The sequence below is a fragment of the Pseudomonas sp. GW460-LB5 genome (assembly GCF_059423245.1).
The window spans coordinates 1-14,258 of record NZ_JBWKXT010000097.1; the positions used below are offsets into that span (position 1 = coordinate 1).

Genomic DNA, 14,258 nt, shown 5'->3' on the forward strand with positions numbered 1-14,258 from the left:
CAGAGCGCCGGCCTGATCCTCGGGGGTTCGATCAGCCAGAGCAACTTCCTCGGTACCGGTAACAAGGTGTCCATCGGGCTGACCCGCAGCGAGTACCAGACCAAGTACAACTTCGGTTTCGTGGACCCCTACTTCACTGCCGACGGTGTCAGCCTGGGCTACAACCTGTTCTACAACAGCACCGACTACAGCGACTACTACGACGATGGCGTTTCGTACTACGCGATCAATAGCTACGGCGCCGGGGTAAGCTTTGGCTACCCGATCAACGAAACCTCGCGCCTGACCTACGGCCTGACCCTGCAGCACGACGACATTTCGCCAGGCACCTACAGCGCCGACGAGATCTACGACTTCATCGCCCGTGAGGGCAAGCGTTTCAACAACCTCAAGGCGTCGATCGGCTGGTCCGAGTCGACCCTGAACAAAGGCGTGCTGGCCACCCGTGGTCACTCCCAGAGCCTGACACTGATGGCCACCACCCCTGGCAGCGACCTGTCATTCTACAAACTGGATTACAACGGCCAGACCTTCCTGCCGGTAACCAACAACACCTCGCTGCGCCTGCACACCACCCTGGGCTACGGCAATGGCTACGGATCCACCGACGGCTTGCCGTTCTATGAGAGCTACACCGCCGGTGGCCAAGGCTCGGTGCGCGGGTTCAAGGATGGCACCCTCGGCCCGCGCAACACCCCGGCCACCGGTACCTACGCCAGCGCCGGCCAGGCTTACTATTCCGACCGCGACACCGATGTGCTGGGGGGCAATATCCTGATTAGCGGCGGCGCCGAATACATCTTCCCGCTGCCGTTCGTGAAGGACCAGAGCCAGCTGCGCAGCTCGTTGTTCGTCGACGCCGGTAACGTGTATGCCGACACCTGTTACCTGTCGACCACCCAGGGCTGCGGCAGCGTCGACCTGGCGCAGATGGCCGTGTCGCTAGGGGTTGGCGTGACCTGGTACAGCCCCATGGGGCCACTGAGCTTCAGCCTGGCGGCGCCGTTGAAAAAACCGGATAACGCCGAGACCCAGATATTCCAGTTTTCGCTGGGGCAGACGTTCTGAGCCCTTTCTTACGGTGGGAGGGCTCTTGTGGGAACGGCCTTGTGTCGCGAAAGGGGTGCGGAGCGCCCCCAGGTTTTCAGCTGCACCGCCAACATTGCCGGGGCCGCTTCGCGGCCCTTTCGCGACACAAGGCCGCTCCCACAAACAGCCGCGCACGCCAGGGTTAAGCATTACCCGCTTTTACCCCCGCTTAACCCAAGTTGACAGTCACCTTGCCTAAGCTGGCCAACACTCGAACCCGGCCAGCAGGACACACCCATGCTTCCCTTCACCCCTTGCTTCCCCAACACGCTGCGGCACGATGAAGTACCGCTTGCACTGCTCGACCTGGTCCAGCAACGCCTGGCCACGCTGCTCGGCCCCCGCTTCACGGTGGTACTTGGCGGCAGCGGCAATGGCGCGGGGGTCAGTCATTACCACCTGGCGATCCAGCATAACCAGAGCGGCGTTTCGCTTGAGGACTACGGCGACGTCGGTGCCGGTTTCATCGAGCGCCTGTTGCGCATGGGCGCCCAGGTCAGGGACATGCTCGACTCGGCCACGTTCAGCCGTATGGCAGGGGACGCCCCGGGCCGACCACTGGTATGGCTCAGCGAGCTGGCCAGCCACGGGGAAAGCATTACAATGCGCGCCCCAATCTGAAATATGTTTTTCTCATGAAATCACTGCTTTACGCCTTAACCTTAGTGTTTTCCTTCACCTTGCCTGCCTTGGCCAACCCCCCGGCGACGTTTACCGAGGCCAAGGTGGTAGCCAAGCAGAAGGTGTACCTGGACCAGGCCAGCAGTGCCATGGGTGACCTGTACTGCGGTTGCAAATGGACCTGGGTGGGCAAGTCGGGTGGGCGCATCGATGCCGCTTCGTGCGGTTACCAGACGCGCAAGCAGCAAAACCGTGCCGAACGCACCGAGTGGGAACACATCGTGCCCGCCTATACGTTCGGCAACCAGCGCCAGTGCTGGAAGAACGGCGGCCGCGAGCATTGCGTGGACAACGACCCAGTGTTCCGCGCCATGGAGGCCGACCTGTTCAACCTCTACCCGGCCGTGGGCGAGGTCAACGGCGACCGCAGCAACTTCAACTACGGCATGGTCGCTGGCAATGCCGGCGAGTATGGCCAGTGCACCACCAAGGTCGATTTCGTCCAACGTGCCGCCGAACCGCGCGATGAAGTCAAAGGCCTGGTGGCTCGCACCACGTTCTACATGTTCGACCGTTACCAGCTGAGTATGTCGCGCCAGCAGCAACAACTGCTGATGGCCTGGGACAAACAGCACCCGGTGTCGGCCTGGGAGAAAGAGCGCGACCGACGCATCGCCGCCATCATGGGGCACGCCAACCCGTTCGTGAGCGGCGAGCGCAAGTGGACGGCCGACTACAAGCCGGTTGGCAGTGGCGTGGTACAGGCGGTGCCGGCGAAAGCCGCCAAGCCAGAGCCCAAGCCGAGCCTGGCCAGTGTCCAGTCAGTCGGGGCCGTGCTTGGCAACCGCAACAGCCACGTATATCACCTGTCTGTAGGCTGCCCGGGCTACAACCAGGTCGCAGCCAAGAACCAGGTGACCTTCGCTAACGAGGGTGAGGCGCAGGCAGCGGGCTATCGCAAGGCAGGTAACTGCCGATAGACCTGTATTGTACGGGGGCCGCATAGCGGCCCCGTGTTCTCACGTTCTGCACACCTCATTCACCAAATTTGCCGGCCGCTCACCGGCCAGCGCGCTCAGCAGGTTGTCTACCGCGCAACGCGCCATGGCCTGGCGGGTTTCCTCGGTCGCGGAGCCGATATGCGGTGTCGCTACCACGTTATCGAGCTGCAACAGCGGAGAGTCTACTGATAGCGGCTCCTGCACAAACACATCCAGCCCCGCGCCACGTATGCGCCTGGCCCGCAACGCTTCGACCAGCGCCTGCTCATCCACCACGCGCCCCCGTGAGATGTTCACCAGGATCGCCTCATCCTTCATCAACGCCAGCTCTCGTGCACCGATCAGGCCTTCGGTACTGACGCTCAGCGGCACGGTCAGGCAAACGAAATCTGCCTGCTGCAACAACTCATCCAGGCTGCACTGGCGTGCCGCATGGCGCGCCTCCACCTCCGGTTTGGCACGTTGGCTGTGATACAGCACACGCATGCCGAAGCCGGCTGCCGCGCGCCGGGCCAAAGCCTCGCCGATGCGGCCCATGCCGACGATGCCCAGCGTCTTGCCGTGCACATCACTGCCAAAATGCCCCGGCCCCAGGTTGGCCTGCCAATGGCCGTCACGCACCCAGTTCGCCAGTTCCACCACCCGCCTGGCGGTAGCAAGCATCAAGGCAAAGCCGGTGTCGGCAGTGGTTTCGGTCAGCACGTCAGGTGTGTTGGTCAGCATCACGCCACGCCGGCTGAGTTCGGCAACATCGTAGTTGTCCACGCCCACCGAAACGCTGGACACCACTTCCAGCTGCGGCGCCAAGTCAAGCAGGCTGGCATCCAGGCGCAGGCTGGCCCCCAACAACCCATGCGCCCCCGGCAACGCGTCGCGCAGCCGGGCCAGGCCATCTGGCTGTGTGGTGTCCACCCAGGTCACCTCAACGTGGTTTTGCAGGCGTGCCATCAAGTCGTCGGACAGGCGTTTGTAAAGGACGATTCGCTTCTTCATTTCAGGTTTCCTGAGGGTTCATGGCCAGCCTCGCGCTGTCGCGCTTGGCCCGGCCGGACGTCTGGGGGGTATTGAGTGCAGCGGTCAGCGCCACAGCTGCCAGCAGCGCGCCGCACATGAACAGGTAAGAGGCGCCGGGCCCGCCGGTAGCGCCATTGAGGTAGCCCACCAACCACGAACCGCCGAACGAGCCCAACGCGCCCATGCTGTTGATCAGCGCCATGGCCCCGCCTGCGACGTTTGCCGGCAGAATCTCCGGCACGATTGCGAAGAACGGGCCATAGGGCGCGTACATGCAGGCGCCTGCGACCACCAGCAACGCGTACGACAGCCAGAAATGTTCGCTGCCCAACGCGTACGAGCCATAGAACGCCACAGCGGCAACCAGCAGCGGCGGCCAGACGAAGCGCTTGCGCTTTTGCAGGCGGTCGGACGCCCAGGACACGCCCACCATCGCCAGTACCGCCGCCAGGTAAGGCACCGAGGCCAGCCAGCCGGCCTGCACGATATCGACGTTGGCCGCCTGCTTCAGAATCGACGGCAGCCACAGCACGAAGCCGTACACGCCAATGCTCCAGCAGAAGTACTGCAGCGCCAGAATGATCACCTGTCGCGAGCGGAACGCCTCGCGATAGTTCTTTACCGGCTTGATGCCCTGTTGCTCAGCGGCCAGGGCCTGCGCCAGGTCGGCCTTTTCCTGAGCGCTCAGCCACTTCACCTGGGCTGGGCGGTCATCCACCAGGCGCCACCAGAAGAATGCCCAGATCACCGCAGGCAGGCCTTCGATGATGAACATCCAGCGCCAGTCGTAATGCTTGATCAGGTATCCCGACACCACCGACATCCACAGGATGGTCACCGGGTTGCCGAGCATCAGGAAGGTGTTGGCGCGCGAGCGCTCGGCGCGGGTGAACCAATGGCACAGGTACACCAGCATTGCCGGCATGACGGCGGCCTCCACCACCCCGAGCAGAAAACGGATACCGATCAGCATGTAGACGTTGCTGACCATGCCGGTGAGCGTGGCAAGGCCGCCCCACAGGATCAGGCAGACGAAGATCAGCTTCTTCACGCTGCGCTTTTCGGCGTAAATGGCGCCGGGTACCTGGAAGAAGAAGTAACCGAGAAAGAACAGCGCGCCCAGCAGGGAAGACAATACGGGTGTGATGTGCAGGTCTTCGGCCATGCCAGAGGCAGCGGCGAAGCCATAATTGGCGCGGTCCAGGTACGCCAGGCTGTAGGTGACGAACACGATCGGGATGATATACCACCAGCGGCGAGGTGCCAGGCTTTGGCTTTGCATGGTTTTGTTTCTCCTGAGCTTGTTGTTTTTGTCGCAACAGGTCTTTCGGGGCGGCTCACGCGCTTCTGCGCAGGTCGTGGGCCTCCAGTTCATGGCGCTGCGGCAGCCCTTCCATGTCGCCGCGTGACTGCACGGCACGGCTGCCGCACCAGTTGCCGCGCGCGACCGCCTCTTCCACCGCACGTCCCTCAAGCAACGCGCTGAGCACGCCGACAGCAAAGGCATCACCCGCACCGACGGTGTCCAGCACACGGCTGACCGCCACCGGTGCTACCTGCCCTTCGCCCTTGGCGCTGCGGTAGTAGGCGCCGGCGTCGCCCAGCTTGATCACCACCAGTTCCACCCCTTGGTCGAGGTAGAACCCAGCGATGTCCGCCGGGGTGTGCTGGCCAGTCAGCAACCGCCCCTCCTCCAGGCCCGGTAAAACCCAATCGGCCTTGGCGGCCAGGGCATTGATTTCGCGCACCATGCTGCTTTGATCGGGCCAAAGCGAGGGACGCAAGTTAGGGTCGAACGAGATGCTGCGCCCGGCTGCGCGCATGGCATCCAGCAGCGCGTGGGAAAGCGCCCGGCAGCCTTCCGACAGCGCCGGCGGGATGCCGGTGGCGTGCAGATGGCGTGCCTGCAGCAAGCCCGGGCCTAGCGATGTGGGCGACAGCTTGCTGGCTGCCGAACCACGGCGAAAGTACTCCACTGCCGGGTCGCTGCCATCATCGCAGCGGGCCTTGAGCTGAAAACCCGTCGGGTAGCAGGCATCCACCTCGACACCGGAACAGTCCAGGCCTTCGCTGCGCAAGCTGTCGAGCACAAAACGGCCCAGTGAATCGTTACCGACGCGGCTCAGCCAGCGCACCTTGAAACCCAGCCTCGCCAAGCCGATGGCCACGTTACTGTCTGCACCTGCTATGCGTTTGCCGAACTGGCCGACACTGGCCAGGTCGCCTGTCTGCTCGGCAACGAACATGGCCATGGTTTCGCCGAAGCACAGCACATCATGCTCATGCATGGGCCACCTCCTCGCCGGCGCTCAGTGCAGCCAGGCTACGCACTTGGGCCCGGGTGAGCGCCAACAGGTCTTCACCAACCAGAGGGTACTCGACGGCGCGCACCACGCCGGGCGCGAACTCGGCCATCAGCGCTGCCCACGCCTGTAGGTCCGCCGCTTCGGGCGGTGTGGCAACCAGACGGCCATCGGCCCGGCGCTGCACAGCCTTGCAATGTACATAGCGCACCCAACGGCCGAGTTGCCGAGCGGCTTGCCGCGCAGGCTCGTCCTGCCACTGCCAGTTGCCGATGTCGAAAGTCATGCCCAGGCGCAGCCCTAGCGTGTCGGCCCGCAGAAAGAACTGCAGCAGCGGCTCGATCCTGCCACCCTGTGCAGTCTGATCGTTTTCCACCAGCAGCAGCGGCCCATGAGCAGGCAGCAGCGCCGCCAGAGCCATTACATCGCAGTGCTCATCGAAATGCCCCAGCGATACCTTCAGCGCCACCGCGCCAAGCGCCCGAGCGGTCTCCAGCTTCTGCACCAGTCGCGGATCGGGCACGCCTTGCGCGGTCCACAATTCAAGGGGGCTCGAGTACAAGCATTCCAGGCCCAGTGTGGCAACGACTGCACCGAGTGCGGTCGCGTCCGGTGCGCTGGCAAACAATTCTTCGCGCAACTCCACTCGGCTGACGCCAGCGGCTGCCAGCATGTCCAGGAACTGCTCCTGGCCACGTTGCCGCACAAAGTCGGCGCCGTAGCTTGAGAGGCTGATGGAAACGGGGTTCGGGTGCATTGTTTTTATCCTTATGAAACCGGTTTCATTTTTAGTCGGCAGCCGCAGGCGCAAGCCTGCCGTTGCTTACTGGGGTTGGGTTGAGCCGCGGATGATCAGGTTGGCCTTGAAGTCGATGCGGCGGGCGGCGCCGCTGTCGCCGCGCAAGCGATCGAGCAGGCTTTCGAATGCCGCCACACCAATACTCTCGGTGGGTTGGACCAGTGCCGTGATGCCTTTGCCGACCAAGGGGTACCAGTCGAGGTCGTCGAGGGCAATCAGCCCGACGTCGGCAAACAGATTGCACCCAGCCTCCTGCAGGGCGCGGGTCACTGCCAAGGTGGCAACGCCGTTGAAGGTGAACACTGCTTGCGGGCCATGGCCACGGCCGGCAAGAAACGCAGCCAGTTGGTCCGGCAACCCGGCGTTGATTTCCAGCACCTGCTGACGCATGCCGGGCCGGCGACTGACCGACGCCCCGAATGCCTGCACCCGCTCCAGGCGCGAGCTGGTGCCATCGAGGGGTTCGCTGACCGCCAGGATATCGCGGTAACCTTGGGCCTGCAGGTGGTCGAGGGCCTGCTCGACCGCGTCGGCATTGTCCAGGCCCACCAGGTCGACATTCAGCTCAGGCAATTGGCGGTCGACCAGCACCATGGGGATGTCACGCTGCAGGTTGAGCAATTCGCCGGGGTGATGGCCGAGCGTGTTCACGATCAACCCTTCGACGTTGTAGCTCTGCAGGGCCACCAGGTGGTGACGCTCCTGCTCGTCGTCGCGGTTGGTGTTGCACACCACCAGGCTGTAACCGTGCTGACGGCAGGCGGTTTCCACACCATGCATCACGGCCACTGAATAGGGGTTGAGAATATCCGCCACCAGCATGCCGATCAGTCGCGTCTGACCGCGCTTCAGGCCGCGGGCCATCTGGTTGGGGCGGTAACCAAGACGTTCGATGACCTCTTCCAGGCGCTTGGCCGTGGCTTCCGCCAGCAATTGGCGATCGCCACCGATGTAACGGGAGACGGTGGCTTTGGAAACACCAGCGACACGCGCCACTTCGCTGATGGTGACCCGTTCGCGGGCATGGGCAGGCGCGTCGGTCATGGGCTGTCCTTATGATTATTGTGATAGCGATGAAACCGGTTTCAATACAGCAAAACTACGGCAGTTCGTCAACCTGCCGTTGGTCAGGAACCGTCTGATTATCTTGAGTTATTATCTGAACAATATCTTATAGGTTCCTGATAAATATGGACTAGATGATAGCTCTGTGGGCGCGGGCATGCCCTCGAAAAATCCAACGCGGTGGCTGGCACGGGCTTCGCCCGTGTTCGCGGGACAAGCCCGCTCCCACAGTGATCCCATCAAGCTTTGAGATATTGAGCAAGGCAGGGGCTCCCACAGAGCGCCTGCCAACGCAATCAGCCGTTTACAGCTCTGTGAGGACGCAGTCAGCGAAGCGACTTCACATCACCGGCCGTAACAGCGCTACCCTGATTACCCCAACTGCTGCGGATGAAGTTCACCACCTCTGCAACCTCCTGGTCGCTGAGGCGCCAGCCGAATGCCGGCATGGTGAAGTTCGAGGGCGCGGTGTGCGTCGCGGGCACCGTCCCCCCCGCCAGCACCACGTGAATCAGCGACGTGGCATCTGCAGTCTGTACCACCGGGTTGCCAGCCAACGCGGGGAACACGCGGGTGTAGCCTTGGCCATCGGTACGGTGGCAGGCCGCGCAGTTGTCGATGTACACCGCCGCCCCGGGTTTGCTGTCGTCGCCCTTCCACAGCGCATCCGCCACCTGCTTGTCGTAGACGTGCGGCTGGTCATTCGGGTTACTCGGCGGCAGGGTCTTCAGGTAGCGGGCGATTGCGGTAAGGTCGGCGTCACTCATATGCTGCATGCTGTGCTCAACCACATCGCTCATGCCGCCGAACACGGCGCTGCGATCACTGCGCCCAGTCTTCAGAAACTGCACCAGTTGCGCCTCGCTCCAGCTGCCCAGGCCATCCTTGTGGTCGCCACGCAGATTTTTCGCAACCCAGCCTTCCAGCGGTGCGCTGCCGGCCAGGAACTGATCGCCATCTGCAGGGCTCAGCGCCTTTTCCTGCATGGTCAGCGCACGTGGGGTATGGCAGGCGCCACAATGCCCAAGGCCTTCGACCAGGTAGGCTCCACGGTTCACCACAGGGTCAGCTGCTGCCGATGCCTGCCAAGGCTTGGCCTCTGGCGCGAACAGGCCGCGCCAGATTGCCAGTGGCCAACGCATGCTCAGCGGCCAGGGAATGTCAGTGGCCTTGTTCGTTTGTTCGACCGGCTCCACGCCTTTCATGAAGTAGGCGTACAGCGCCTGCATGTCCTGCTCGCTGACCCGTGCGTACGACGGATAAGGCATGGCCGGGTACAAGGTGCTGCCATCCTTGCCGATACCCTTGCGCACAGCCTGGTCGAAGTCGTCGAAACTGTACTGGCCAATGCCGCTGGCCGCCGGGGTAATGTTGGTGGAGTACACCGTGCCTATGGGTGTTTCCATCGGCAGGCCTCCGGCAAAGGGCTTTCCGCCCTTGGCGGTGTGGCAGGCCACGCAGTCACCGGCGCGGGCCAGGTACTCGCCCTGGCGCACCTGTGCATCGTCATTAGCCAAGGCCTGCGCGGCCGCGGAGGCACCCAGCAACAGGGTTGCGATCAACATTGTCTTCATGCTCATCGCTCCTCAAGCCTGGACCAGCGGGCCAGGGTTTTTCAGGTACTGCTCGCGAATGGCACGTGCAGACCAATAGGTCAGCGCGGCCACCAGCCCGGTCGGGTTGTAACCCAGGCCCTGCGGGAACGCCGAAGCCCCCGGTACGAACACGTTATGCACGTCCCAGCTTTGCAGATACCGGTTCAGGGCGCTGGTTTTGGGGTCGGTGCCCATGATCGCACCGCCGTTCAGGTGGGTGGTCTGGTAACTGGCGGTGTTGAAGTGATCCTTGACCTGCTTGCCCAGCACCGCAATGGCCTTGGGGTTCATCGCCTGAGCGATCTTGCTCAGTTTGTCGACCATGAACTGGTTCATCTTGATGTCGTTTTCCTGCCAGTCGAAGGTCATGCGCAACAGCGGCTGGCCGTAGGCGTCGCGGTAGGTGGGGTCCAGGTCCAGGTAATTGGCACGGTAGGACTGGTGCGCACCGTGGGCGTCCATCGACACCTGGTGGGTGTAGTAGTCGGCTGTGGCCTTCTTCCAGGCACTGCCCCAGGCAGGCGTGCCCGGCGGGTTGGAAGTGCCGGCAATCGGCCGGCTGCCGGCCTGGTTCACCCACATCGGCGAGCCGCCGACAAAGCCGTGGGGGCCATGGTCGAAGTTGTCGGCATTGAAATCGTCAATGGCAATGCCGTTGCCACCCGCGCCGATGAAGTTGTTGGTGTAGGTGTTTTTGTCGAAGAACGCCTTGACCGTGCCCATGTTCTGGTAGGCAAAGTTACGCCCGACCACACCTTCGTTCTTGACGGGGTCATAAGGCTTGCCGATGCCGGAAAGCAGCATCAGGCGCACGTTGTTGAACTGGAACGCCGCCAGGATCACCAGCTCCGCCGGTTGCTCCACCTCGCGCCCCTGGGCATCGATGTAGGTCACCCCGGTGGCTTTGCGCTTGCTGTCGTCCAGGTTTACCCGCAGCACATGGGCATTGGGCCGCAGCTCGAAGTTGGGCACCTGGCGCAGCGCCGGCAGAATGTTCACGTTGGGCGAGGCCTTGGAGTACATGTAGCACACGTAACCGCTGCAGAAACCACAGAAGTTGCATGGCCCCATCTGTGCCCCGTATGGGTTGGTGTAAGGCCCGGAGGTGTTTGCCGATGGCAGGTTGTAGGGTTTGTAGCCCAAGCTGGTGGCGGCTTTTTCGAACAGCCTGGCCGACACCACGTTCTTCTGCGCGGGCAGCGGGAAGGGGTTGGAGCGGTCCGGCGCATAGGGGTTACCACCCTTCCCTTCACCGACCACCTGGCCGTTGACGGTCCACGCCTGGCCTGAAGTGCCGAAGACCTTTTCGGCGAAGTCGAAATACGGTTCCAGCTCTTCGTAACTGACGCCGAAGTCCTGGATGGTCATGCCCTCAGGGATGAACTTGCGCCCGTAGCGCTCTTCGTAGTGGCTGCGCAAGCGCAACTCCACCGGGTCGACCCGGAAGTGCACGCCCGACCAGTGCAGGCCCGCGCCGCCCACGCCCTTGCCCGGCAGGAAAGCACCGAGCTGGCGATTGGGCAGCGCGACGTCATTCACGTTGTGGCGGACAGTGACGGTTTCTTTCGACACATCCACGAACAGCTTCTTGCGCACGCTGTAGGTCAGCTCATCGATCACTTGCGGGTAGCTGCCTTCCGGGTAGGTATCCTGCATCGGCCCCCGCTCCAGGGCCACCACGTGCAACCCGGCCTCGGTCAGTTCCTTGGCCATGATCGCGCCAGCCCAGCCAAAGCCAACGATGACCGCATCCACTTTGTTCAACACAGTCGCCATGCCTCAGGCCCTCTCGCCACGGATCGATACAGCCGGGAAGGGGTAAGGCTCGTTGCGTTCGACCCAGTCCATGAAATCGGCGCGGGCGCCGGGGAAGCCGATCTGGGTCCAGCCGACCATGCCTTTGTTGCCACCATGGATCGGGTCGCAAAAGAACCCTTCACGGGTGTTCTGCACCAGCAGGCTGAAAAACACCTTGGCCGGGACCGTGTCGAATACCAGCTCTCCTGCCTCGACTTTGCCAAGAATACGGTCGCGGGTAGCGCTGTCTTGTTCAGCAAAAACCTGCCCACCATTGGCTTTGCACCAGCCGTCCACGGCAGCAATGCCCAGACGGTAGATTTGTTGCGGGCTGAGCTGTAGTTGATAGCCCAGTTCGGGCGCAGCGTCGGCGTTGAACGGGCCTTGCATGTACCACTGCGCGCCAGTGGCGTAGGGGGTGTTCATCTGCCGGTCGATAAACTCGGCGGCGCCGGCTTCGAGTGCGCCGGGGCCAAGCTCATCGGCCGGGATGATGCGCGACACCGCAGCTTGTACAAAGGCCCATTCTTCGGCGCTGAAGAACGTCGGTTGATAGTGGCCCGCAGGCGGCGTGGCCGGCACTTGTGGTGGCTGATGCGGTTGCGGGGCCGCAAGCAGCTGGCTGGCGCCCACGCCAAGCCCTGTGCTGGCCACGGTAACGACTGGGATCAGGGTCAAGGTCTTGCGCAGAAAATCCCTGCGCGGGTTGTCTGGGGCATGCTCAGGCATTGCGAATCCTCATCGGCTGTGCGGCGGCCTTGATTAGCGCCATCTGCTTTTCTGTGGGAGGTGATCTTGATAGGCCATCAAGAAGACAGCCGAATAATCTAGCGCGTTCAGAAATATTATGAAACCGGTTTCATACTTGACATATCATCACGTTAGCCACCCGCATTGCTGAAGGGTCAAGGCTTTTTTCACATCTGTCTCACCCTCTACCGACATCCCGCTACCTACAGTGCCGACGCTCTCTTATGGAGCGAGCTGACTGGAGTGGCAAATATGCTGCAAAGTGTTATCGACCCATCACCCGCCTCACGCCATGCGCAGGTACACCGATTGCCTTGGGGCAAGGCGTTATTCGCAGTCTTGTGCGTACTGTCAATTCTGGGTGTTGCAGCAGCCTGGGCGCATACCCGCACGGCCATCGCTGACCTCGGCACCGCCCATCACCTGCAGCACAGCGGGCTCGAAGCCGCCTGGGCGAAAGGCTCGGTGATCGTGGTGCTGCGCCATGCCGAACGCTGCGACCGCTCCAGCAGTGCTTGCCTGGGTGACCCCAGCGGTATCACGGTCGCGGGCAGCCATGTTGCCGCCGATGTAGGCCACGGCCTGCAGCATCTTGGTCTGGGCGCAGCCGATGTGTGGGCCAGCCCGGAGGTGCGGACCCGGCAGACCGCACAGGCCATGTTTGGTAAGACCATTGCCACGAAAGGCTGGCTTAATCAATGTGACGGCCACTTCGCCGAAAACGCCCTTGCCCTCAAGCGAAACGGCCACAACCTCGTGCTGGTCAGCCACAGCGGCTGCATGGAACGGCTGGAGCAGGCGCTCGAAGTACCTGCCAGCACGACCTCGAACAGCTATGCCAGTGCCCTGTTCATCACCCAGGGCAACGATGGCAAGGCGAAACTGCTGGGCCAGATAGCAGCCAGTGAATGGCGCAAACTCGTTGATGCCAAGGAGCTCTGAACATGCCACCCTCTCGCACCACTTTTTACCGCAATAACCTGCTGCTGCCGCTGTTGCTGGCTGCCATCGTGTTCATTGCATTCGACCTCACAGAGCTCGATCGCTGGATCAGCAACCTGCTGCTCGACCCGACCACCGGCCAGTTCCCGCTGCTGCACAACCAGTGGTTCGAGAAAGCCACCCACAAATGGCCGCGCATCATGCCGGACTGGACCGGTGAGCTCGCCGTCATCGGCAGCGTGCTGTCGTTCATCTGGCCGCGTCTGGCCAACCGACCTCAACTGGGCCTGACCCGGATGCTGGAAAAGGCCCGTATCGCACCGGTGCTGCGCTTTACCACCCAACATCGCCGCGACCTGCTATTCGTGGTGGTGGCATTCGCACTGAGCACCACCGTGATTCATTACCTTAAAAGCCATACCAGCGTGTATTGCCCTGTGGAAACCACCCTGTATGGCGGCCCGCAGGCCCGGGTCGAGTGGTTCGAAAACTTCTCGTTATGGAACAAGGCCGGTGATGGCCGCTGCTGGCCGGGGGGCCATGCCTCCAGCGGGTTTACTTTGTTGGCGCTATATTTCGTGGCCCTGCGCCACCGCTGGGCGCATGCGCGCAAGTTGCTGGTGGCAATTCTGCTGATCGGGTTCGTGTACGGAACTACCCGCGTGCTGCAGGGCTGGCACTATATGTCTCATACGTTCTGGGCCGGGATCTTTGTCTGGCTTACAACTTGGGCAACGGCATTGTTCTTCTACGGGCGCGTCGCGTTGCAGACGCCTGAAAACAGCCCTGCCATAGGTGTCACTGCTGCGCCGCAGCCCGCTTAGCAGAGGCTTACAAGCCCCCAAAATTAACAGTAACTTATACAAACTTGTCGACCCATTCTCTGCTGATAATAATTTCAAAACAACTTGAAGCGAAGCTTCCTACAGCTATTTAGGAAGTTTCAATCTCCCATAGAAATTGATTCCTCGTTAGTCTTCAGGCTTTCGCGAATTGCTTGCGCCCGGTCACAGGGAAGTTCGCAGGCATTGCGTGAATTGACCTGCTAATTGACGAGGATTAAGGATGTCCAGACGGTCCGATGGCACTGAAAACCCGGTGCCGCTCAAGAAAAAGCCAGTCCTGCTTGAGGATATGGAGCAAAGCCAAGAGCCCCGTCCCGGCGCTGATCCTCAAGTCGCAATGGCGCTACCCGGCTACCCCGCCGACCCGGAGTTCCAGCTGCGTGGCGGCTTCGAAAACCTGATGCTCGACGCGGCGAGCCCGCTGTTCGGTCTGGTCA

Annotated in this window: 13 protein-coding genes and 1 pseudogene; 6 read left to right on the forward strand and 8 right to left on the reverse strand. The window is 62.2% G+C overall.

Annotation, left to right across the window (positions count from 1 at the left end):
- The 3 genes from bamA to AC07XM_RS29960 all read left to right on the forward strand — a co-directional run.
- A partial coding sequence (bamA, locus tag AC07XM_RS29950; RefSeq protein ID WP_102690290.1) for an outer membrane protein assembly factor BamA occupies window positions 1–1,068 on the forward strand: 1,068 nt, incomplete at its 5' end.
- Between the two features lie 258 nt (window positions 1,069–1,326).
- Window positions 1,327–1,710, forward strand: a complete 384-nt coding sequence (locus AC07XM_RS29955) for a hypothetical protein (protein ID WP_016486780.1) — start codon at window positions 1,327–1,329, stop codon at window positions 1,708–1,710.
- Window positions 1,711–1,724: 14 nt separating this feature from the next.
- Window positions 1,725–2,690 (forward strand): endonuclease, encoded by a 966-nt coding sequence (locus tag AC07XM_RS29960; RefSeq protein WP_016486779.1) that lies wholly within the window; start codon window positions 1,725–1,727, stop codon window positions 2,688–2,690.
- Window positions 2,691–2,729: 39 nt separating this feature from the next.
- Here AC07XM_RS29960 and AC07XM_RS29965 read toward each other — a convergent pair whose 3' ends face one another.
- The 8 genes from AC07XM_RS29965 to AC07XM_RS30000 form a co-directional block, all read right to left on the reverse strand.
- Window positions 2,730–3,704, reverse strand: coding sequence for a 2-hydroxyacid dehydrogenase (locus AC07XM_RS29965; RefSeq protein ID WP_070086930.1), 975 nt, complete (start codon window positions 3,702–3,704; stop codon window positions 2,730–2,732).
- Between the two features lies 1 nt (window position 3,705).
- Window positions 3,706–5,007, reverse strand: coding sequence for an MFS transporter (locus AC07XM_RS29970; RefSeq protein ID WP_016486777.1), 1,302 nt, complete (start codon window positions 5,005–5,007; stop codon window positions 3,706–3,708).
- 55 nt (window positions 5,008–5,062) lie between these two features.
- Entirely contained in the window at window positions 5,063–6,013 is a 951-nt protein-coding gene (locus AC07XM_RS29975; protein WP_023047889.1) for a sugar kinase, read from the reverse strand.
- A complete protein-coding gene (locus AC07XM_RS29980; protein WP_060516311.1) occupies window positions 6,006–6,785 on the reverse strand; it encodes a sugar phosphate isomerase/epimerase family protein in 780 nt (259 codons plus the stop codon). The genes AC07XM_RS29975 and AC07XM_RS29980 overlap by 8 nt, the downstream gene beginning before the upstream one ends.
- A gap of 66 nt (window positions 6,786–6,851) precedes the next feature.
- Window positions 6,852–7,871 carry a transcriptional regulator PtxS gene (ptxS, locus tag AC07XM_RS29985; protein WP_023047890.1) on the reverse strand — a complete coding sequence of 340 codons (1,020 nt, stop codon included), beginning with the start codon at window positions 7,869–7,871 and terminating at the stop codon, window positions 6,852–6,854.
- A gap of 347 nt (window positions 7,872–8,218) precedes the next feature.
- Window positions 8,219–9,466 carry a cytochrome c gene (locus AC07XM_RS29990; protein WP_060516313.1) on the reverse strand — a complete coding sequence of 416 codons (1,248 nt, stop codon included), beginning with the start codon at window positions 9,464–9,466 and terminating at the stop codon, window positions 8,219–8,221.
- Between the two features lie 12 nt (window positions 9,467–9,478).
- On the reverse strand, window positions 9,479–11,263 hold the full coding sequence (locus AC07XM_RS29995; RefSeq protein ID WP_016486772.1) for a GMC family oxidoreductase: 1,785 nt from the start codon (window positions 11,261–11,263) through the stop codon (window positions 9,479–9,481).
- Window positions 11,264–11,266: 3 nt separating this feature from the next.
- The gene (locus AC07XM_RS30000) at window positions 11,267–12,013 is read right to left on the reverse strand and encodes a gluconate 2-dehydrogenase subunit 3 family protein (protein WP_016486771.1); all 747 of its coding nucleotides are present in this window, start codon (window positions 12,011–12,013) and stop codon (window positions 11,267–11,269) included.
- A gap of 273 nt (window positions 12,014–12,286) precedes the next feature.
- Between AC07XM_RS30000 and pmrG the strand changes: the two genes are divergently transcribed.
- The 3 genes and pseudogenes from pmrG to AC07XM_RS30015 form a co-directional block, all read left to right on the forward strand.
- On the forward strand, window positions 12,287–12,976 hold the full coding sequence (pmrG, locus tag AC07XM_RS30005) for a lipopolysaccharide core heptose(II)-phosphate phosphatase PmrG (RefSeq protein ID WP_016486770.1): 690 nt from the start codon (window positions 12,287–12,289) through the stop codon (window positions 12,974–12,976).
- A gap of 2 nt (window positions 12,977–12,978) precedes the next feature.
- Window positions 12,979–13,800 (forward strand): phosphatase PAP2 family protein, encoded by an 822-nt coding sequence (locus AC07XM_RS30010; protein ID WP_102690227.1) that lies wholly within the window; start codon window positions 12,979–12,981, stop codon window positions 13,798–13,800.
- Between the two features lie 241 nt (window positions 13,801–14,041).
- A pseudogene (locus tag AC07XM_RS30015) lies at window positions 14,042–14,258 on the forward strand (type IVB secretion system protein IcmH/DotU); the annotation flags it as partial.